Annotated in this window: 22 protein-coding genes and 1 pseudogene; 17 read left to right on the top strand and 6 right to left on the bottom strand. The window is 42.1% G+C overall.

Annotated features, from left to right (window positions below; genetic code table 11):
- Nucleotides 1–130: 130 nt before the first annotated feature.
- The 6 genes from A5875_RS10840 (at nt 131) to A5875_RS10815 (ending at nt 4,580) form a co-directional block, all read left to right on the top strand.
- Complete coding sequence (locus tag A5875_RS10840; RefSeq protein WP_088933611.1) at nt 131–754, top strand: signal peptidase I; 624 nt, start codon at nt 131–133, stop codon at nt 752–754.
- Nucleotides 751–1,674: a hypothetical protein gene (locus A5875_RS10835; protein WP_141108294.1), complete on the top strand. Its 924-nt coding sequence runs from the start codon at nt 751–753 to the stop codon at nt 1,672–1,674. The genes A5875_RS10840 and A5875_RS10835 overlap by 4 nt, the downstream gene beginning before the upstream one ends.
- Before the next feature lie 124 nt (nt 1,675–1,798).
- Nucleotides 1,799–2,623 carry a COG1470 family protein gene (locus A5875_RS10830; RefSeq protein ID WP_088933609.1) on the top strand — a complete coding sequence of 275 codons (825 nt, stop codon included), beginning with the start codon at nt 1,799–1,801 and terminating at the stop codon, nt 2,621–2,623.
- A complete protein-coding gene (locus A5875_RS10825; RefSeq protein WP_088933608.1) occupies nt 2,614–3,099 on the top strand; it encodes a signal peptidase I in 486 nt (161 codons plus the stop codon). The genes A5875_RS10830 and A5875_RS10825 overlap by 10 nt, the downstream gene beginning before the upstream one ends.
- 18 nt (nt 3,100–3,117) lie before the next feature.
- A complete protein-coding gene (locus A5875_RS10820; RefSeq protein ID WP_088933607.1) occupies nt 3,118–3,783 on the top strand; it encodes a hypothetical protein in 666 nt (221 codons plus the stop codon).
- 14 nt (nt 3,784–3,797) lie between these two features.
- Complete coding sequence (locus A5875_RS10815; RefSeq protein ID WP_088933606.1) at nt 3,798–4,580, top strand: hypothetical protein; 783 nt, start codon at nt 3,798–3,800, stop codon at nt 4,578–4,580.
- 155 nt (nt 4,581–4,735) lie between these two features.
- Here the strand turns inward: A5875_RS10815 and A5875_RS10810 are convergent, their stop codons facing one another.
- Complete coding sequence (locus tag A5875_RS10810; protein WP_176244661.1) at nt 4,736–6,142, bottom strand: helix-turn-helix domain-containing protein; 1,407 nt, start codon at nt 6,140–6,142, stop codon at nt 4,736–4,738.
- Nucleotides 6,143–6,561: 419 nt separating this feature from the next.
- On the opposite strand from A5875_RS10810, the gene A5875_RS10805 reads away from it, so the two are divergent.
- The 10 genes from A5875_RS10805 (at nt 6,562) to A5875_RS10760 (ending at nt 18,068) form a co-directional block, all read left to right on the top strand.
- Entirely contained in the window at nt 6,562–6,942 is a 381-nt protein-coding gene (locus tag A5875_RS10805; RefSeq protein ID WP_088933604.1) for an LPXTG cell wall anchor domain-containing protein, read from the top strand.
- On the top strand, nt 6,939–7,670 hold the full coding sequence (locus tag A5875_RS10800; protein ID WP_088933603.1) for a WxL domain-containing protein: 732 nt from the start codon (nt 6,939–6,941) through the stop codon (nt 7,668–7,670). The genes A5875_RS10805 and A5875_RS10800 overlap by 4 nt, the downstream gene beginning before the upstream one ends.
- A gap of 20 nt (nt 7,671–7,690) precedes the next feature.
- A complete protein-coding gene (locus A5875_RS10795; protein ID WP_088933602.1) occupies nt 7,691–8,470 on the top strand; it encodes a WxL domain-containing protein in 780 nt (259 codons plus the stop codon).
- 21 nt (nt 8,471–8,491) lie between these two features.
- A complete protein-coding gene (locus A5875_RS10790) occupies nt 8,492–10,591 on the top strand; it encodes a lectin-like domain-containing protein (RefSeq protein WP_088933601.1) in 2,100 nt (699 codons plus the stop codon).
- 110 nt (nt 10,592–10,701) lie between these two features.
- Entirely contained in the window at nt 10,702–11,787 is a 1,086-nt protein-coding gene (locus tag A5875_RS10785; RefSeq protein ID WP_422851554.1) for a DUF916 and DUF3324 domain-containing protein, read from the top strand.
- Nucleotides 11,762–12,532 (top strand): class A sortase, encoded by a 771-nt coding sequence (locus tag A5875_RS10780; RefSeq protein WP_088933599.1) that lies wholly within the window; start codon nt 11,762–11,764, stop codon nt 12,530–12,532. The genes A5875_RS10785 and A5875_RS10780 overlap by 26 nt, the downstream gene beginning before the upstream one ends.
- A 235-nt stretch (nt 12,533–12,767) precedes the next feature.
- Nucleotides 12,768–13,949 carry a metallophosphoesterase family protein gene (locus A5875_RS10775; protein WP_088933598.1) on the top strand — a complete coding sequence of 394 codons (1,182 nt, stop codon included), beginning with the start codon at nt 12,768–12,770 and terminating at the stop codon, nt 13,947–13,949.
- A complete protein-coding gene (locus A5875_RS10770) occupies nt 13,939–16,569 on the top strand; it encodes an ATP-binding protein (RefSeq protein ID WP_088933597.1) in 2,631 nt (876 codons plus the stop codon). Before A5875_RS10775 ends, A5875_RS10770 begins: the two co-directional genes overlap by 11 nt.
- A complete protein-coding gene (locus tag A5875_RS10765) occupies nt 16,566–17,510 on the top strand; it encodes a 3'-5' exoribonuclease YhaM family protein (protein ID WP_088933596.1) in 945 nt (314 codons plus the stop codon). The genes A5875_RS10770 and A5875_RS10765 overlap by 4 nt, the downstream gene beginning before the upstream one ends.
- Before the next feature lie 48 nt (nt 17,511–17,558).
- Entirely contained in the window at nt 17,559–18,068 is a 510-nt protein-coding gene (locus tag A5875_RS10760; RefSeq protein WP_088933595.1) for a GNAT family N-acetyltransferase, read from the top strand.
- Between the two features lie 194 nt (nt 18,069–18,262).
- On the opposite strand, the gene A5875_RS10755 is transcribed toward A5875_RS10760, so the two are convergent.
- The 5 genes from A5875_RS10755 to A5875_RS10735 all read right to left on the bottom strand — a co-directional run bounded on the left by A5875_RS10755 (nt 18,263) and on the right by A5875_RS10735 (nt 20,890).
- Nucleotides 18,263–18,862, bottom strand: a complete 600-nt coding sequence (locus tag A5875_RS10755) for a DUF2922 domain-containing protein (RefSeq protein WP_176244660.1) — start codon at nt 18,860–18,862, stop codon at nt 18,263–18,265.
- A gap of 37 nt (nt 18,863–18,899) precedes the next feature.
- Complete coding sequence (locus tag A5875_RS10750; protein WP_088934676.1) at nt 18,900–19,292, bottom strand: hypothetical protein; 393 nt, start codon at nt 19,290–19,292, stop codon at nt 18,900–18,902.
- 121 nt (nt 19,293–19,413) lie between these two features.
- Entirely contained in the window at nt 19,414–19,626 is a 213-nt protein-coding gene (locus A5875_RS10745; RefSeq protein ID WP_088933593.1) for a DUF2922 domain-containing protein, read from the bottom strand.
- A 38-nt stretch (nt 19,627–19,664) separates the two neighbouring features.
- Nucleotides 19,665–19,871 (bottom strand): hypothetical protein, encoded by a 207-nt coding sequence (locus A5875_RS10740; protein ID WP_088933592.1) that lies wholly within the window; start codon nt 19,869–19,871, stop codon nt 19,665–19,667.
- Between the two features lie 293 nt (nt 19,872–20,164).
- Entirely contained in the window at nt 20,165–20,890 is a 726-nt protein-coding gene (locus A5875_RS10735; protein ID WP_242551249.1) for a hypothetical protein, read from the bottom strand.
- 558 nt (nt 20,891–21,448) lie between these two features.
- Between A5875_RS10735 and A5875_RS10730 the strand changes: the two are divergent.
- Nucleotides 21,449–22,044, top strand: a pseudogene (locus A5875_RS10730) (site-specific integrase); the annotation flags it as partial.

Here is a 22,044-nt window from a genome sequence, read left to right as displayed (position 1 = left end):
GTTATTAGTAGCGTGCAAATAATTAATAGTTCAATAAAAGATTGTCTAATTTTAATTAATACATTATAATATTAATTGCAAATGAATTTTTTTAGAAAATTTTAAATGAAAATAATGAGGTGATATCTAATTGGAAATTCAATCTAAAGAGGTCGATTATCAAGTGAACTCTGAAACGAAGCGCAAGAAATCAACGCTTCAACGGATTACTAGCGGAGTTGCTATTGTGGTTTCTATATTGCTGATCCCGATTTTAATAGCAAATCTTGTGATTATCGTCAAAGGCAGTCTGAATCCAGAAGAGATTCCAACGGTGATGGGGTATGCGCCGATGGCAGTGGTGACCGATTCCATGAATACTGGTAAATCCGATGCGATCAAGGCTGGAGATATGGTCGTCACGAAAAAAACGAACGTCGACAAGCTGGCAGTCGGCGATATTATTATGTTTAAAAACAATCAATCCGCGATTATCCATAGGATCGTTGGTTATAACGAAGCGACGAACACTTTTACTACTAAAGGGGACGCCAATAATACTGAAGATATAGATCCAGTTCAAAAGAAAAATATCATTGGCAAATACATGCTGCGAGTACCAAAGGTTGGGGATTTGATCTTATTCTCCAGAACTCCGCTTGGCATGCTGATCTGTATTGGAATCCCAATACTAATGCTTTTAAGCTATGACTTCGTAGCGAAACGGTTGACCCGACGCGAAGAAGAAAAAATAAATAAAAAGGAGATTGAATGATGGAAGAAAAAACAAAAATTGAACGAAAGAACAATAAATCAGTTAAAACGGCTGTTTTACTATTTGGTGCGGTGCTGATAACCATGAGTCTATTGGGCGGCACATTGGCGAAGTATACGAGTGAGATTGGAACGGCAAGTGATAGCGCGAGAGTTGCGAAGTGGTATGTGAGTGAAAAAGTTAGTGATTTTGATTTATTTGCCGATTCTTATCTGGATGAGGGCGCAGGAAATACAAAAGGTGCGTGGGATGCTGATAATAAAACTAACAAGAAAAATACAGTTCAGGGGGATACTGAGGGGACTAAGGTAATTGCTCCAGGGACGAAAGGGTCAGCAACGATTCAAATTGATGCAAACAGTGTAAAAGAAAGTGAAGTTGCATTTAAGTATGTGTTTGAACTTGAAGGACAGGATTCTTGGTATTCACTTCCGTTTTATCGTAATGGTTCAATTCATATAGATATGAATACTGGCGTTACACAGAATATGGGGTGGAACGTTTTGTATGATGGAACCTCAAAATATAATGGTTGGTTACCTCTGAGATTCAAAATTACGAAAGGTAGTTCAGTAGTTTATGATGGATTATCTGGAGGAGCACAGCAGTATGAGGATGGACAAAAACAGGTTGTAGCGCTACGAAATGAGCTGGGAAAACTCGGGACAGATGTGATTTATCCTAAGAGTACTTCTGCGGAAATCCAGAACATTGTTGATGATTCGGAAATTACAATTGAGTGGGAGTGGCCATTTAAACAAGTGGATGATCCGGGTCTTAGTGCAGATGATAATAAGCTAAAGCATGATAGAGAAGATGGTTATGATACTTTAGTCGGACAAAATGCAGCAAGTACTGATCCTACTAAAGTCCCGAATTTCAAAATCCCAATTTCAGTTAAAAAAGTCCAAGTCGACTAATATTTTGGAGAAGCTGGCTTTCAGCTTCTCCAAAGGCTGTCTATTTTAGGCAGCCTTTGGAGAGATTGAAAGCCTTAAAAGTGTCTGTAAGCATTACGGCTCTATTTAAGATTTGGGAGGAAAAATGAAAGATCAACGAGTTTACTATCCCTATAAGAGGATAGTTCTATTCTTTTTAGTTGTTGTCACATTTATTCTCGCCTTTTTTCCTAGTTCTGCTGAAGCGGCATTAGAAGATCATGTTTATATAGAAGATCAATACGGAGAACGTTGGAGACCCGGCGAGATGACCAGCGCCAATATTTTTGCGACGATTCTTGAGCGAACGGTTGATAGTCCGACAGCTGATGGTGAAAAGCTGATTGCACCAGGTACCAGCGGCTATTATTCTTTTACGATCCATAATGATTACGAGCAGCCGATAGAATATATCGTGATTGGTCGTGATGAAAATGAGCAGGAGCTTCCGTTAGATTTTAAATTGCGAGTCACTAATGGTCCGTGGATCAAGGGCAGCGAAAATGCTTGGAGTCTGTGGAGTGCGACTTTTCCATTAGATTACAAACGGAAATTAGCTGCGGGGCAGAGTGAGACGATTGATTTGACGTGGCAATGGCCTTTTGAACGGGATAAGGACAAAAACGATACCAGCTTTGGCGAGCGGGCGTTGAAGGAAGAGCTGATTTATCGGTTGACGTTGAATGTAATAGTGGAGACTGATGAAGAAGTGGCCGATATTAAGGGAAACACTCAAAATAATGCAGCGAAAGAGCCGGTTCAAAATACATTGGCACAAGATTCTGCAGCTTTTTTTAAACAGAAGCTGTGGCGTCAATATCCGCAAACTGGGGAATTTATTGCCAAATCCAGTATTGTGATGGGGATTCTGATTGTGCTGTTTATCTACATAGTTTGGCGAGTTCGTAAGGGAAGAGAAAAATGCGAGTAATTTGGAATATATTAAAGAATCTGATGATTGTATGTTTAGTTTTGATTTTAAGCTTTAACATCTATAGTTTGTATCAACGAAATGTGAAGCATGAACGTTTTCCCATGGCTTTTGGTTATGGATATGCGGTGATTGCTTCTGGCAGTATGGAGCCGGCACTATCGTGGGGCGATCTGGTGGTCGTTCAGAAACAGGCACACTATCAAAAGGATCAAGTGATTACCTTTATTCAAGAAGGGGATACCCGAGCAACGACTCATCGAATCGTTGAAAAAACGGAGAATCAGTTTGTGACACAAGGGGACGCGAATAATACGGAAGATCCGCCAATTGTTTCAAAACAAATTTTCGGTAAAGTGGTTTTGACGATTCCATTAGTAGGATACGGTATTCGCTTCGTGGGTTCGCCCTTGGGAATGCTCTTGGTAATTGGATTATTTTTAGCCATGTTTTACTTTGATTCAAGGAAAAAATAGTAAGGGAGGAAAGCGGCGATGAAACAGTTAAAGATCAAAGAGTTCTTTTTAAGCTTCAAGAATTCTAATAAAATTTATCGCTATCTTTTCTCACTAGCTTGTTTGACTTGTATCAGTATTGGCTGGACCAGTGCCAAATACACTTCTGAAATCTATGCCTCATCAGATAGCGCTAGGAGCGCTAAGTTTTCTTATAAGATAGACAATGAGGTTCAAAAAGTTGATAAAGCTGGCAACTTAAAAGCCCCATTATCTCCCAACCTGCACGAATGGGCGGATGGAGGTATGAATAAGTATGAAATTAACACCATCAGCGGAAATGATAAGGACGTTCAGGAAAAAGTAAAAGTGATTTTTACAATTAAGATCCAACCGGAAACAGCAGTTAAGTTTACGATGAAAAAGGATATTTCAGAAACCGACAGACCTTTGAAGGTTGAAACTGCTCAACTAACAGGCAGCGACGGAGTGAACATCACAGTGAATGATCCGGCAACAAGTGATTTATTGTCGCACATCATTTATCCTTCTGCCGCAGAACAAACGTATACCTGTACTGTTTTGTTATATCACGACGGCCGTGCTGAGTATAATTCAGCAATTAACCCAGATACTGGAAAACCTTATGGCTATCTTTCAGATAAATACATCAATTTGGTGCCGACTTTTGAACAGATAGACTAGAAAGGACGGATGAAATGAAGCGTAATAAAGTAATCCTGACCTTACTATTTCTTTGCATGCTGACTTTAACCAGCTATTCATTGGCGAAGTATACAGATAAGAAAACTTACGTCATTAGTGTGACTGATACAAAATTTAAAGGTATGGATCCACCCTCTGGCGCTAGAAAATCAGAGCTGACAAAACCGGAGGAGCCTGTAGAAAAAGAAACGATTACTACCGAAAATTCTGAAAAACAACTTGAAGAAGCTGAATCTCAAACTGAACAGATGGAACCTCAACCTGAAATCATCTTCGAAGCAAACTACGATGGAAAAACGCATGAGCTGCCATTGGAAAAAGAGGGCATTTACGCAATCCAGTTATACAGCGGGGAATCATTGAAGACAGACGTGAGTGATTTAGCGGATATGCCAAGCTATGCGGCAGTGTACTTGGAGAATCCTGCTGAACTGCAAGTTCAGTTAGGCGATGCTGGAACTGTTAAGGATCAAAATGAAGAAACCGTTGATAAAGACGCAGACGAACAGGCTTCTGATTTGGAAAAAGTGAAGCTGGGCGAACCTTCGACAGTCACAAAAATTGGTGAGACAGCCCCGATACTAAAAACGAGTGAAGAAAAAGTCGAACTGAATGCAGATATGGTTACTAAAATTTCGCCGAATTCTCAACTGCATACTCTTTTGCAATCGTATCAAGGCAAAGCCGAGCGGAATTATACTGGGAAAATCGTCGTAACCTATTTAGGTCCGAGCGAGGTCTTGGAAAAGGTCAAAGAATTGAATAAGCAGGAGTAAGCCTGCGACCCGTAGTAGCTTATAAAAGGAAACATCTTGAGTTCAAAAATCATTTATTGATTTTTGGCTTCAAGATGTTTTTTTGTTAATTGTCGTTGTCGCAAAAAAAGGGTTCAAAATCGCAGAAGTGATTTTGAACCCTTTTTTTAATATAGTTAGCCGATTTTCGTAAATCTTTTTTTTATATAGGTCCTGCGAATCAGGATCAGCAGGTGTTCCCAAGCGTCTTCATTGTTGACGGAATCAAAGTAAAAAATGGATTTGTTATCCTCGGTGACTTCTTCTAAAGAATCGGTCACAACAATGTCAGCCAGAGAATAATTATCTGAGATATAGATATTCTCTGAGTTAAACAGGGCGCGCAAGCGATTTTTCAAGACATAGACCGCTGTGAAATCCTTGTTCATCTGCAAATAGATTCTGATTTTTATTTGATCCTCTGAGGTAGAAAGCGAGTAGAGCAGGCTGCTAAGATAATTGGCCTGATAGTCATCGGAGATCGTTTCTACCATTACTTGCCGGATTTTGGCGATGTATTCGGTATTGGTATCTAAATGAAACGTCGGTTTCGGCAAAAGAAGATCAAGAAAATACTCAAAGCGTTTTTCAAACAAGGCGTAAATGATATTAAAGATCGTTAAATAGTAATGATACAAATAGCTTCCTTCCTCAGAGATTGGAAATTTTGAGATCGTGAGAAACGCTTTATAGATTTTATTGGAAAGTTGACAAAATTTATCGTCCGTTTGGCTGAAAACCTCGCCAAGCTCAACTTTTGTTCGATAAGGGATAGAATCAGACGCTAAAAAGTGTCGCACAAAATTGAAGTATAGCAGCTCTTGCTGAAAGTGTTCTTGCGGAATTTCACCATAGCCGCCTGTGTGCAACACATAAGCGCTGTCATAATGCTCTACCATTAGCTCGATCAATTTATCGATCGCCGGATCACTTTCAAAATTTAGATAACGCTGATGGTCATACCGGGAACGCAATACTTGATGCAGGATATAAAGAGAGCTGCGCTTCGTATTCGAGAAGGTTGGAGATAGCCGCAGAACTTTTTCAGGCAGTCCTTTGCGAATATCCTCCTGCGAAATATCTGTAAAGGGCCATTCGATGTTTTGGTAGCTGTCCTTCAAGAAAATATAGGAGAAGATTCGCACGACCAATTCATTTCCGGTTAAAGAATACTGGTCATTTTCAATCGTGATCTCGATCTCATACGGCAGCAGAAATTCTCGCAGCTGAGCAGTTAATTTGGCGAGATAGGCTTCGGAGATAAACAACGTATCTAACAGCTCATCCTTGCAAATGACAACTTTAGTAATCAGAAGGACACAATAATTGAAGATCACTTGGCTCTTGAGTAAGGAAAGTTTTAAACCGTAAGCGGTTTTAACAGCATCTTGTTGGTAGGCAGGATTGATGGAAATGACGCCTTGGCGACTGGATACGAGGTAGTCTTTCATGGAAAATTCATCTTTCATTAATTCATTGATCGTTTTTAAATCCTCTTTGACTGTTCGTTTGGGGATCGTGAAATTTTCAGAAAGTTCTGTCAAGGAAGTCCCTTCTGTTCTGATGATATAAAAGAGCACGTTCAACTTTCGTAGGATAGAAGCTTTGATCATTTTACCAACACCTCTGTTATTTTTACTTTTTATGTCTAGACATGTACATGAATTGTATTTGAAAGTGAATCCTTTTCACTGCTACTATATCACACATGGCGAACAGTTGAGAGACGGTTAGTAAAATGTTTTATTAGTTTCTAATTTGTTTTTCAATGAAAATACAAAATTTTTTTGCTCGCTATCTTGGGCGGCTGTGGAAGGATTTTTGTATCAGCGGCAGAGCAGTCGACGGCTCTTCACGCATGTTTGTCAGGATACTGCTGGGATGATCTATTCAAGAAAAGATATTTTTACTGCTGATGGTTAAGTCAGCAACAGACTTATTGGTAATAAAGGAGGGACAACGTTTGAAATATCTTATGAGGACACTGTCCATTGTATTTTTGACATTGGCTTTCGGGATAAAGGCAATACCGGCAACGGCTGAAAAGCAGCACTATAAATCAAATGGGCAAACCAGTTTTTATGGTACTTATGAATACGAGACGAACGAAGAAAACAACGACAATGAACGAAATAGCGACAATGCTGAACAAGCGAATCGATCAACAAGTGGTAAGGAGCTGCCAACAAGCGGCACAAAAAATTACTCATCTTCAGGTCGAGCGATCCTGCCTAGAACAGGCGATTCTGTTAATTCGATCTACTTTTATGCAGGATTGATTTTTTGGACAGGGCTTATCTATCTCATTTTTAACACTAAAAGAAAAGAGGAACGAACATTATGAAAAAAACACTACTACTCATTACAACCACTTTATTGGCAGGTCTGACATTAGGCGCAGGCCAAGCGTCAGCGGAAGAAACTTTCCCAAAAGAATACAACACAGAAGGAACGATTACTTTTGAAGCAGGGGATGACGGTGTGACGCCGCCAGTTGACCCGGAAAATCCAGATCCAACCAATCCAGTTGATCCGACAGACCCGCCAGGACCGGGAACTGGTGGAGCTTTATCGATCGACTATGGCTCAAAATTCAAATTTGGTACTCAAAAGATTTCTACAGCAGATAAAACTTATTATGCTGCGCCAGACGAAATGTCTGACGGTTCAAAAAAACCAACCTATGTGCAAATAACAGATCGACGAGGAACATTGGAGGGCTGGAAACTAGGCATTTCCCAACCTGAACAGTTCAAAACAGCGGCAGGTGACGAGTTAGTCGGTGCGCAATTGAAGTTTGGTGAAGCGGAGGTTGCTTCAGTTGTAAATGAGCAGTACAAGCCTTCTGAGGTAAGCACTGAATTCATTCTGACACCCGGACAAAGCAATAACGTCGCTGTTAATGCCAAAGCAGGAACTGGTGTAGGGACGTGGGTCTATCGTTTTGGCTCTGATGAAGCGACAAATGCGGATGCTGTTCAGCTTTCTGTTCCCGGTGAATCAGTAAAACTAGCACAACAATATTCAACAAAATTAGTTTGGTCATTAGAAAATACTCCAGGAAATGAATAAACGCTAAAGGAGAACGACGAATGAAAAAACATTTTTTTGGTATAGGGATATTCGGGTTGACGATGCTTTTTGGATTGTCCAGCCAAGCAAATGCAGAAGAAGCGAAAGCCTATCAATCAGATGGAGTAATAGAGTTTATTCCTAGTACAGACCCTATCGATCCAGTTGATCCAGAAAATCCAGAACCAGGAAATCCGGTTCAACCGATTGATCCAACGAATCCTGATGGTCCTGATCCGGGAACGCAGGGACCGTTGTCGATTGACTATGCGTCAAGCTTTGATTTTGGCAAAAACCGTATTTCAAACAAGGATCAGGTGTATTTTGCCAGAGCCCAAAAGTATCAAGGGGAACAAAAAGACACACCGAACTATGTTCAAATTACAGATAACCGCGGAACCAATCACGGCTGGACGTTGACCATTGAACAAGAAGAGCAGCTAAAGGCAGTAACACCAACTGAAAATGATGTGTTAAAAGGTGCAGAGATTACTTTGGCAAATCCAACAGTTGAAAGTACGATCTTGTATGACCAAAAACCGCTCGCTGCTGAGAGCCTCTCATTAGTTCCAGGCGAGACTGAAGTAGTCGTCACCGCAGAAGCAGGAACAGGTGCAGGAACCTGGGCAACTTATTGGGGTGCAGTGGAAGAAGCAGAAGAACAAGATGAGCATGGCAATACGCAAAAGGTAAACGTAACAAAAGACGTGAAGCTGTCTGTTCCCGGCGAAACACCAAAAGATGCAGTGAACTACCAAACCCAATTAACCTGGACACTAACGGATGTACCAAAAAATTAAAAGAGGCAGGGTGAAAGAAAAATGTTCAAAAAGAAAGTAGCAACCCTTTTAGCAAGTGTATTACTGATAACATCAAGTTTTCCCGTTATCAGTAGTGCAGCTGCTGAATTTTCTAAAGACTTGGAAAAAGATGAACTGAAAGTCAGCCCTGACCCAACCGAAGAACAATCCTCAGAAGAATCCGTTTCGAATGAAGCGGACAGCCAAGAGACGGAAACTAGTACAAAAACTAGTACAGAAACTGAAGAAACGACCGAAGAAACGATTGAAAATCCCGATGCCGAGATCATTGGTGAAGCACCAGTAGAAGAGGAGCCGTCACAAGACTATTCGACTCCATATGCTGCTGCATTGCCAAATGATCCGAACATCATCAACATCGATAAAGTCTTTCAAAATCCGATCGGAGATAGCACGAGTATCTTAGAAGGCGGAAGATTGTTGCAGCTGAATCCCGCTGCAAAATCGCAAAGAGGCGCTATTTGGTCGAAAAAACCAATCAATCTTCTGTCAGACTTTACCTTTAAGAGCTATCTGTATTTAGGCGATCAGCAAGGAAACGCCGGTGACGGCATGACCTTTACCTTGACAAATGATGACCGGATGACCTCTGCCCCAGACCAAGTGATTGGTTCTACGGGAATGGGGATCGGCTCTTATTCAACTAGATCCGGCCAGCCGTATCTTAGAAAATCATTATCAGTTGAGTTTGATACCTATAAAAATCAGGGGTCAGCTGATCGAATGGACGACGAAGTCGGAGGCGATACTGGTGGTCGCGGACACGTAGCCTTTGTGACACCAAAAGAAAACAATAACAATTATTCAGGCGAACACTCTGGTGTGACCGTAGCCCCTACGAATTTATCCAATGGAACGTGGCGGATGCTAATTGTCCAGTGGGATGCCGCATCAAAGCAATTGATGTATAACCTAGAAGGGGTAGGCTCCGCTTCTTATACGGTGGATGATCTTAATGCAAAATTTGGTTCGACCAACGTGTATTGGGGATTCACTTCATCAACGGGAGGAAAATACCAAGAAAATGCCCTTGCCATGACCCAAATTCCTTCACATGTTCAATCACTCGCTGAGCTGCGTGTTAATGAGGGAGAATTTGCAACAGAAGTCGAGGCAGCTGAGAACGATAAAATTACCATCAAAAATAAATTGAATGTTGCTAATGAATTAAATATTCAACATCATCAATTTGCAGAAGACCGTCAGCCGCAGGTGAGTATTGAGCTTCCTCCAAAGTTGATGTATGAAGAAGGTTCCTTGACGGTAGATGGCCAGAAAGTTGCGCCGGAAGATATTTCCATAGACAATTCTCGAATTACCTTGGATTTGTATAATTACCTAGTGCTGGAGCAGGACATGGCGATTGAATTGACTGCTAAGCTGCAGGGCACAACACCAGAAGAGGTATTGGCGATGAATTTTGAATACAGCGAAGAAGCTGAGCTGATTCAAAGATCAAATCAGGCAACAATTAAAGTAGCCAAACCCAAAGACAAAACCATCACGGTCTTCTATAAAGATCTGCTCACTGATCAAGATATCGCCGATCCGAAGCCGATCACAGGGTTAATTGGCGCAAATTATCAGGAATCACCAGTGGATGTAGCCGGCTTTGTTTTCAAAAATGATTCCGGCAACGCGGAAGGTGTTTTTGCCGAAGATAGTCAAGATATTTACTTCTATTACCGAACAGGCGAATTGTACATTTCAGAAGCACCCAGCCAAGTGTCATTTGGGACCAATAAAATCTCAAATACCTCACTGATAAAATTCGGTGAAGTAGATCAAGGCTTGCGTATTATGGATGAGCGTAAAGAAGGTGCTTGGCGTCTTCAGTTGAAGCAGGCGCAGCCTTTAACCAATGGAACAGTAGAAATGCCAGAAGTCTTATCCTTTGTCACAGATAGCGGCACCGCAAAAATTGGTGCAGCAGCAATCACGATCGCTGAAAGTGAGCAAAAGGCAGAAACGGATTTAAGCGGATTATTGGATCACACGAACCAACGAGGAATCCAAACGGAGATTCCTGTGGAGTATCAGCGCACAGGAACCTTTAAGGGGATGCTCTCTTGGTCACTAGAGGATGTTCCTGCAAACTAATGCTAGTGCCAAGTTTATATAAATGCTTTATTCAGTTATTACAGAATAAGGCCGCAAAGCTGGGAACTTGTTTCCCAGCTTGTACATATTTTGAAGAGGAGCGCTTTACATTGAAAGGAATCAAAACAATCGGTGCGTTTGTTTTTCTGGTGGCGGGCTTGCTGCTAGTCAATCCCAGTGCTGGAAACGCCAGTGAGTTTAATTTTGCGGTGACACCAATCACACCAAAAAATCAAATCGATCAAGATAATACCTATTTTGACCTGCTGCTTTCACCCAATCAGACGTCAGAAGCCAATGTCAATCTTAGAAACGACACCGACAAAGAGGTGAAGGTCGGTATCTCGTTAAATACTGCTACGACGAATTCAAATGTGGTGGTGGAATACGGTCACAATGACCTGCCCAGAGATAAAAGCTTAGAGTACGACCTAAAAGATTATGTTCAATACCCTGAGTCGATCACATTAAAACCTAAGAGTGAACAAACCGTTCCTTTTAAAATCAAAATGCCTGATAAAGCCTTCGACGGTGTGATCGCTGGCGGGATTACATTTAAAGAAGAAGGAAGGAATGAAACAAAAAGCAGCGATAAGCAAGGTCTATCCATAGAAAATGAATACTCCTACGTCGTGGCACTGCTGATGCGCCAGAATGAAAAGGAAGTACAACCTAATTTACTCCTGCATGACGTAAAACCGGGACAGATCAATGCGAGAAATACGATCTTAGCCAACCTGCAAAATGATCAAAAAACCTACATTAACCAAGTCGCAGTAAACGCGCAAATTACGAAAAAGGGCAGCGACAAAGTTCTTTATAAGGAAGAAAAGGACGATTTGCAGATCGCGCCTAATTCAAGCTTTTCATTTCCTATTTCACTAAAAGAACAGGCATTAGAGCCGGGGGATTACCAGCTGGCGATGACTGTTTCAGGAAACGAGAATCCAAAAGGAGCTTTTACTCAAAAAATCGGCGATAAGACGAACCATTTTGAGCAACAATGGACATTCAAAAAAGCCTTTCGTATTGATGGAAAAACAGCTAAAGAGCTGAACGAAAAGGATGTCACCTTAAAACAAGACAACACATGGCTATACATTCTGATCGGGATTTTGATTTTATTAATAGTCAATGGCTTGATCATTGGACTCATTTGGAGAAAGAAGAATGAAGCAAACAAAAAAGACGCATAAGCTACTGATTATTTTGTTGTTCATCATTGGCGCAGGCTTCATCTGCTATCCGATCATCAAAAATACAGTTACGATCATAAATATAAAAGAGCAGGAAATAACAGAGACCAAGGTCTTTCCGCAAGCCGTATCTGAAAACGAAAAGATTGAGCTGCCGACAGCGGAGAGCTACCTGACTGCTTCAAAAGAAGACATCAATGACGCGGTGGGACAGCTCTCGATTCCGTCGGTAAAGATTGAGACGCCGCTTTTTGCAGGGCTTCACAATCAAGAACTGCTCTACGGAGCGGGACTGATGTACCCTGAGCGTTCGATAGAAAAGGATAATATCGTAGTTTTAGGGCATCATTTAGGAATCTCAGATCTATTATTGGGGAATTTAACCAAGGTCTCTTTACATGATAAAATCCATCTCCGACTTTTAGACAAAACCTATCAATACACGATCATTGAGAAAAAGCAGGTACACGAAGAAGACATCGAAGTTTTGGCGAATACACCTTCGCCGCAGCTGACTTTGATTACCTGCGATGAACCAACTATTACCGATCAGCGAATAGTTGTGACAGCCAAGCTTGAGGAAGAAAAAAGTGCGAAGCAATCACTTTCGACTGTAAAAGCTGCGGAGCAGAAAAACAAGCAGGAACTAGTCCGAAAAAGCTTTATCAAATATAGCTTAAGACCTATTTTATTAGTGCTTGCTGTTGTGACTTTTGGCAGCTGGTGTATTTGGCGCTATGTATAAAAACTGGATAAGTGCAATCCCACCACTTTCTTTCTAACTAGTTGAAAGAGAAGCTGGTGGGATTTTTTTCGGCAACGACTAATGGCAGTCATATAATAGGAAAAGTCCATTTGAATACGAACAAGTTTTCGTTTTTTTATGGTAAAATAAACGAGATTGGATATCAGTGCAGCTTTGAGTTGAAGAGCTGTTTAACTGAAAATTTATTCTAATGCTACGATTAGGAGGAGAAAGAATGAAATTCCTACACGCAGCCGATCTGCATCTGGATCGCTCCTTTGAAGGGCTGACAAGTGTGCCGGAGCATTTTCAAACGCAGTTGGCGGCAGCCAATCAGAAGATGCTGGAAAACATAGTAGATGCCGCGCTTGCAGAAGCCGTTGATTTCATTTTATTGGCAGGAGATACGTTCCATCAGAATCGTCCTACGTTGAAGACACAGCGTTATTTCTTCCAAGAAATGGCGCGTTTGGCGGAAGCGCAGATCCCAGTCTTTATGAATTTTGGCAATCATGATTTTTATCAAGCCGACCGTTATTGGTTTGCTTTTCCAGAGAATATTCAGCTTTTCGACGCGGAACAGGTCGAAACGAAAGCTTTTACTACGAATGCCGGCGAGCGGATCGCCATTACAAGCTTTAGCTATCAGCATCCTACGATTGATACTGCGATGATCGAACAGTTTCCCCGCAAAGGAGCCGTTGATTTTCAAATCGGCATGTATCATGGCGGGCAGATGCCTTATGCGCCGTTTCATTTAACGGAGTTAGCGGCAAAGGGCTATGATTATTGGGCGTTAGGGCACATTCATGTCCCGCAAGTTCTATCGCAGAATCCATACGTGATCTATCCAGGGACACCACAGGGCCATACCCAAAAAGAAACGAATCTGGCTGGTGTGACCTTAGTAGCGAGCGAGGGGAATCACTTGATCCCTAAGCCGATCTCAGTTGAGACAGTGCGCTGGGAGAAGCAGACACTATCCTTGGCAACTATTCGTCAGCCGCGGGAGATTTTCCCATTCGTTCGCAGGTTAATGGTGGATAGGCCAACGCTATTACACTTAGAATTCAGCGATACGGAGAACTTGGGGGAAGAACTGGCTTATCAAATTAATTCCGGTGAATTATTGGAGGCTCTGCAAGAAGAGGTCTCGCAGGATATTTGTCTGTGGCAATTGACCTTGGCAGACCTGCCGATGGAGCGACCTTATTTAGCCGTCGACAAAGAGTTGGTCGATCAGTTGATCATGACCTATCAGACACCGGAAATTTTTGACGAGCTGCTAAGTGATCTGGACCAAAATCCTCAGCTGCATCACTTGATGGATCAAGAATTTAGAGCAGATACTGTGACACTGTTAAAAGAAAAAATGCTGCAAAGCTATCGATTTAGGAGGGATGCCGATGTGGATTAAAAAAGCGGAGATCACAAGCTTTGGCAAGTGGCGTCAGCAAACCTTCCTATTTGAAGCAAAAAATCAATTAGTCTACGGCTTGAATGAAGCGGGAAAATCAACGCTGTATCAATTTATCCAAGCGATTTTATTTGGTTTTCCGACAAAGCGCAAAAAAGGTCAGGATTATACACCCAATGACGGCAGCGGTTTTGGCGGCCGCCTGCTGATCGTTCATCCGACCTATGGCACCGTGACGATCGAGCGGTATAAAGCAAAGAATAAAGGCAAAGCCAAGGTCTGGCTGGAGGATGGACAGCAAGGAGAAGAAGACTTGCTGGAAAAAATCCTCTACCCCTTGAATCAGCAGCTGTTTCGCCAAGTGTTCACCTTTCAACAGGAGCAGCTCCAGCAGCTGGATGTACTAAGCGAAGAAAATCTGCATGAAGCCTTGATTTCTTTGGGCTTGTCCGGCAGCAATGAGCTATTTGAGCAGCGCATTCGATTGAAGAATCATTACGAAGGCATTTATCGTCCCCGCGGACGTAAACTACCCTTGAATCAAGCCCTACAGAATTATCAAGCCCTGCAGCAAAGGATCAAAGAAAAAGAAGCCCAAGAGGCCGGTTTTCAGCAGCTGGTTCGTCAGGCTGATGAAGAGAAACGAGCGGTCACGCAGCAAGCCGCGAAGAACCGGAATTTGCAGGAACGGCAATTAACCTTGGAGCAGCAGCGCATGAACTGGGCTGGTTATGCAGAGTTTTTAGACCTGCAAAAAATGGACCTGCACTTGTCTGCTAGTGAAGAGGAGCAAGAACAGCTTCAGACCTTCTATCAAGAGTATCAGCAATTGATGAAGGAGCAGGAAAAATTACACGCGGCATTGCAGCAGCATAGCGGCAATCAAGAGTCGGCCCGCTATTATTTCTATTTAGAGAATGAAAATAAAATCCAACAATTACTAGCTGAAAAGGTCGCGATTACGCGAATGCTGGACGAGGAACAGCGAATCGCAGTTAAGCTGGCACAAGTAGACGAGATTCCCGCAAGCTGGCAGCAGCACCCGCCGCGGCCATTTACAGATGAACAAGCGATCCAAAAACTTTTCGCGCCATTCCAAGCACAGCAGAAAAAACTAGAGGAGCAAAGCATTCGTTTGCGTCTAGTCAAAGAGCAGCGGGATCAAGCAGAGGCTAGTCTCAACGCCTATGAACAAAAGCATCCTGAACTGTTCAATCGCAAAAAGAATCCGCCGTGGCTGTTTATCGCAGCCGGAGCAGCATTGGTGGGAGCCTTCTTCGTGCCGACACCATTGCGTTATCTCTTGATAGCAGTGGCAGCCGTGTGCGGAATAATCGGGATGCTGAAGCAAAATAAACCGGCCAACAAAGATGCTTGGCAGGAAAAGCTGGGACAGCTTGATGTCTACGAAGGTCAAGTAGCCGAAATGACAGAAAAAGTCGCTAAAGGCCAGCAAGTCTCTCAACGATTATTCGATCAGATTCAAACTGAATTACGCCAAAGAAATCTCTCAAGTGCGGAGAATGAGTTTGCCGTCGTGCAAGACAACCAGCGGGCCCAAAATTATTTGGCGCAGTTAAAAACAAGAGAAGAAATGCAGCAGCGGCAGTCCGCTTTACGGCAGAACTTGATGCAGCAGGAACAGCGCTTTGAATTTTTGGCAGAGTGGCTGCCCCTGCATGAAAAGAATCTATCCGAAAAGCTTGCGACCTTGGAACAATTCGCCAAGGAAATGGAGCAGATTCGCTTTGCTCAGACCTACCAAGAAAATACCGTGCTGCAGCAGCGAATTCATGAAGCGCAAAAGCAGCAACAACAGCTGTTGGATCAGCATCAATCCTTATTGGAAAAATTACTGGTGGCCTATCCTTCAGAGATTCCGGCCTTTTTACAAAGGGAATCAGAGGTGATCCAAAAGCAAATCCGATTAAGAGAACTGACCGAGAGCGTCGCGCCGCTGTTTGAACAAGAAACGACACTTGCAGAAATCGAAGACGCCTTGCGTATCTTACAACAAGAGATTCAAGCCGGCGAAATGCAGCTTCATCAGCTGCAGGAACAAGAGCAGCGCTCACGCCTGCAGATCCAGCAAATGCAAGCCGACGGTACACTAGATAGTCTCTATCAGCAAGCCAGTCAGCAACGAGCACTAGTTGAAAAGCTCACAACAGATTATGCGGCAGCCAAATTGGAGAACCAGCTCCTGCAGGATATTGCGACGGAATTATCCGAGCAGCAATTACCGGAATTATTGAAGCAGGCAACGAGCTATTTCCAAGCGTTGACCAATAATGCCCATAGCCGATTGGATTTTTCAGAGGGGCTGTTAACAGTGGATCAGTTGAGTATTTACAACCTCTCAACTGGAACCAAGGATCAGGTCATGATGGCTTTTCGCTTTGCTTATCTTGCATTGCAGCAGAAGCATCCGCTGTGTCCAGTGATCATTGATGACGGCTGGCTGCATTACGATCATCAGCGAAAATATCAATTCGCTAAATTATTACAGCAATTTAGTCAAAATTATCAAGTCATTTGTTTGTCATCTGACCAAGAAATGGTAAGCTATTACCAAGAGCTTCACCAGCCAGTCTGGGAATTGAAGGGAGTCCAACGATGAAAAAAATCAAAGAATTAACCGTCGACGAGCAGTTTGAAATGTATGTACTGATCAAAAATGCGGATGTCCGTCTAGCCAAAAACGGAAAAAAATTTATCGCGTTTACTTTCCAAGATACTTCTGGAACAGTGGATGGCAAATTTTGGGACGCATCAGAAGAAGAGATCAAACGCTACAAGGCCGGACAAGTCGTTTTACTAACCGGCAAACGGGAAATGTATCAAGGCAATCCGCAGGTCAAGATCATGCATCTGCGTACCACCAAGCCAGAAGAACCAAATGATCCAGCATTGTACATGGAGCGCGCACCGATCAAACGCGAGGAGATGGAAGAAGAGTTCAATCAGACGCTGTTTGAGATCACCAACGCTCATTGGAATCGGATCGTCCGTTTCTTATTGAACAAGTATCAAAAGGAATTTTTCGAATTTCCAGCGGCGAAGCGCAATCACCATGCTTTTGCAGGCGGACTAGCTTTCCATACCTTAACGATGCTGCGCTTAGGCAAGGCGATCGCGAAAGAATATCCGCAGCTGAATCACTCGCTGCTGTATGCGGGAATCATCATTCATGACCTAGGCAAAGTGATCGAGCTGACCGGTCCTTCTTCAACTGAATATACAGTAGTCGGAAACCTTGTGGGACACCTTGTTTTAGTAGACGAAGAAATCACGAAGGCCTGCGCTGAGTTGAAGATCAATGACGCGGATGAGGATATCGTGGTCTTGCGCCACATGGTCTTGTCTCATCATGGACTTTTAGAATACGGCTCACCAGTGCGTCCGCGCATCATGGAAGCCGAGATCCTGCATCAAATCGATAACATCGATGCCTCGATGCAAATGATGTCCAGTGCTGTGAAAAATGCCGAGCCGGGAACCTATACGGAACGCATTTTTGGCTTAGATAATCGTAGTTTTTACGTACCGAAAGATATTTAATACAGAGCTGTACCGAGTATACTTGGTGCAGCTTTTTTAAGGAGTAAAATGATGATTGAGACGGAAAGACTGTATCTTCGTGAGCTGCGGCAAGCGGATAGTGATTCATTAAGGAAAATATTGCAGGATGAACAAACGATGTATGCCTATGAAGGAGCCTTCGATGATAAAGAGGTTCAAAATTGGCTGGATAAACAGATTGAAAATTATCGACGTGACGGATTCGGTTTATGGGCGGTCATTCTAAAGGAAACGGATGAAATGATCGGACAATGCGGATTAACTTGGCAAGATTTTGCCGGTCAAAAAGTTTTGGAGATCGGATATCTATTTCAACGCGGATTTTGGCATAACGGATATGCGATTGAGGCAGCGAAAGCATGCAAGACCTATGCTTTTGAGAACTTACAGGCAGAAGAAGTTTTTTCGATTATTCGTGATACGAATACAGCTTCGCAAAAAGTCGCCGAGAGAAACGGCATGACTCGTTGCGGAGAGTTCGTTAAGCATTATCGCGGAGCAGCGATGCCGCATTACGTTTACTCCGTTCAAAAATAATTCAAGTCGCAGCTTGCTGCGGCTTTTTCATATTCATAAGATCAAAAAATCCGCATAACGGCTGAAAGCTTACCGACAGGAATTATCGTCCAAATGTCGCAGAGTACGCCCGCTCACTTAACTTGCAGCACCTCTTTTTCCGGAATGAGAGGGTGACAGCGTAAGTGAGGGGCAGCTGCTTATTTATTCGACCTTCATGAAGAATCGCCGGTGTTTTTACTTTTTCTGCGCCAAAGCCGGGACAGCTTTCGTTTGAGAAGACCGTCATTGTTGTTTGGCGAAGAGATCGGCTCCTGTGGCAATGAAACATCCTCAGACTCCGCTTTTGGCGGCTGAGACACAGTTGATTCAGAAGAATCAGTGATAGGTGCCATTTCTGGTAATCTAACTGCGTCAAAATTGGACTCTAAGTTCTCTTTCGATAGCTTCTCCAAGGCAGGCGGGCAGGCTAAATCCACGTATTTTTCATACTTCGGTTTTGAACAAGTGGCAGCAGGGACTTCAACTGGTTTCGGTGCAACAAACGGTTCGGCAGCTTCGACAGGATGCTCCTTGTCAAACTGGATATATTTAACGGTCTCGACATATTTGCAGGTATCTACCTCCGCATACGTCTTCACGCCGTCTTCTTCTTCAAAAATATCTAAGGTCGTTAATAACGCCAAAGCTTCGCGAATTTCTTCGGCAGATTTTTCGACTGTTGGATTTTTGACGGTTAGGTTGTGCTTCTTGCCGTTGCTTTTATAAAAAGTTGAGACTAATTTTTTTGTTTTGATGGTTTTTACAGCGTACATAGTTTTCCTTCCTTTCTTTCTTTTTTTAAGAATCGATTCATTCAACTTGTGCTTCTTGATCGCCAAATAGGTTACTGATAGAGAAGCGACTGCGCACAGCGTTGATCGATTTTTCGGCATATTGGCGGACAGGGAAGACCCGCAGATTCAAGTATTTCCATTCCTTGGATGAGAAGTAGTCCTTAAAATAGAAAAAGAATTTTTTGATGATCTTAGTTACTTTTCGTTGGGTAAATAGATACTGTACCAGCTCCTGTAAGATCAAGTGAAACTCGCTATCTCCTAGGCGCTCGCGGATATTGAGTGCCATCAGATATTGCACGGTACTATCCGTATCACCAGAGATTCTGAAATACGAGTCGATGCGTTTTTCAAGGGTGTTCTTCTTTAAGCTGAAAAGCTGTTTAGATGTAAATGGTTGTTCGTTCATAATATATTCTCCTTTTTTTTTAGTTTCAGAAGCTTGCGCAAGTCTTCTGGGATAAATCAATCCTCGGATCTATGTATAAGTGAGGGCGGCAGATATTCACCGCCCTCTGAAGCTTCAACGATTAAAAAAGAATCGTTTCATTGATTTCTACGAAACTCGCACTTTCTGCGGTGTCGTAGAGGTTATTGCCGTCTTTACTGAATAACTCTAGCGGACCGATTTGATCTAGCAGCCCTTTAAGTTCAGCAGGGGTATTGGTCGTATCTGGATTTGGAAGGCTCCAAGTCTGACTATTTCCTCCGCTGGTTTTAAAATTTGCGACTAGCTTTAACATCTGTTTTCCTCCATCATTTTTTTGTTCGCTCTAATCACTTACTTTGTATAGCGTGTTTGACTGGTTAATAAAACGCCATCCAGAGTGCTGCCTTCTGGTGATAAGGTGGTCATGATCTCACCGAGCTTCAATACCGCATGTTCATCTGGTTGATCTACGACATGTTGAAAATTGATATTCTGTAAATTCTCCTCATTGGGTGTATCGATCTGGACTTTTAATTTGTTACTGACTTTTTGAATCATCCGTTTTCCTCCACATTTTCTTTTGTTCCGGCCGGTGACTAAAAGATAAAGGATTTCAAAAAAGAATGCGAATTTGAATTTGGCAGCTACTCCCCCCAATTTGGCAGGTTTTGGAGCAAAAATGGTCGATTTCGGCAAAAAAGCTGCCAAATTGAGGGGGGTACGAGCCAAATTGCAATTTGAGAAAAAAAGAAGGTTGAGTTATAATTAAAAGTTTTTACCTAAAAATGCGAAGAAAGACAGAAAAATAGCTGAACACTCGATCACTCAAGCGTTCAGCTATTTTGTTCAATCTAAAGCCAGTCAATATGGTCACTATCATCTGGATCGTACATCAAGGGTTCGCAATGGTAGAGGGAGTAGGTCTGTTGATACAGGCGATTGATCTCGCCAAGTGGTGTTCGAAATTCTTTCAGACTAGCACGCTTGCTCAAGCTCTTCGCAAAAGGGGTGTTTGGTAAATATAAAAAGTCTAGTGGAATTTCTCCATCGATACCATAGTGTAACATTCCGCGACGAATCGTTGCCAAGACCAGACAAGCGATCTCCGCCCGTTCAATGAAGCGGCGGTAGTGGAGTGGCAGAACCAGACAGAGTCCATTCGTCAGTTCTGCGAAGAATTGCTCATCCACCTTAAAGACGTTGGAAAGCTTGATAGGGTTGAGCCAGATCGTCTGGTCTTTTCCCTCGAGTGGAAATAGTGCAAAGAACGGACACGCCCAAGGCATCTTATATTTCCCGAAATGCCCCAGCTTTTTTAGACAAATAGATAAGACTTCATAATCAGAAAATGAGTGTGCTGAAGAAAAGCGATGCAAGGTTTTCACAGCGTTGACGCTGCTGAAATGGATCTCAGTATCCGTGAAGATCAAGACACCTGCTCTATCTGGAATGGGAACAATACAGTTGATCTCATGAATAGTCAACGGATCGAATACGATCGCCTCCTCAAGATAGCGCTCCCATAATTGCGACCACTGTCTGTCATTTAAAGCTTCTTGTTGATTCATTTCATCCATAGTAACTCCTCCTAATAACAATTATTATTTAATATTTCTAAATAAATGATACGACAAAAATGAATTTAAGAATTTCGAAAATTTCAACAGCCCAATAAAGAAAATCGAAAATCGCTAATAATTTTGTTATTAATTAGAAAACAAAAAAAGGAGAAGCACGTTCGTTTTTATAACTAAAATGACATTATTCAGCATAAAAAAAAGGCGTCCCCTCATTAAAATCTGAGTGGACGCCTTTTTCTTATGTAAGGGGTATCGTTTGACTAAAACATTATTTCTATGTAACTTTTTTACATAGTTTATTTAAAAACATGAACATCATTTCGTCAAATTAGGTTTTTAATTAACAAAAAAACGAACTGATTTGATTTAATTATAGAATATAGGATAAGAATAATCAATATATTTTGAGAAAATCACCTTAAAAGAGCAAATTTAATGTTTTGCAATTAAATTTTTCGATAAAACTCAGTTAGAAGTAAGCTAAACGAAAGAAAATATCTAGTTATTGACCGTCAATTGAGCCGTCAAAATAAGAAGAAAAATAAGGAGCGAATTATGCGAAGAGGCGAAAATATTTATAAAAGAAAAGATGGACGTTGGGAAGGACGCTACAAGAAAGGATACAAACCAAACGGACGAATCAAATATGGCTACATCTATGGAAAAACCTTCAGTGAAGTGCGAAGCCAATTATATGCAATGAAAGCTTACTATAATACACGTCAAGAATTGTATGGCAATGTTTGTATCCCTTTTGAAGAGTGGGGACGCCAATGGCTGAATGAAATTCAACAAGGAATAAAGCCAGCGACGTACACTTCTTACTATTATAAGTTGACGAAATACGTCTTTCCCTATATTGGAGAATACGATCTCAACGAACTAAAGCTGGAAAATGGGAAATACCTTGTCAATCAATGGACAGAAAAAGGGCTGGAAGTATCAACGATGCAAGTCATTCTAGGCGTCGCCAATCAATGCCTATACGAAGCCCAAAAACAAGAGTACCTAAAAGAAAATCCGTTTCGATTCTTAAAACTACCGAAAATGCGAAAGAAACCCATTCGCGCATTAACGTGGGATGAACAAAAAGACCTAGAGAAAGCTGCCCTATCCAGAAAGAATCACACAGGGTTACCAACCTACTTAGC

Source organism: Enterococcus sp. 3H8_DIV0648, assembly GCF_002140655.1.
GTDB lineage: Bacteria > Bacillota > Bacilli > Lactobacillales > Enterococcaceae > Enterococcus_A > Enterococcus_A hulanensis.
This window is presented reverse-complemented; position numbering and strand designations above follow the sequence as displayed.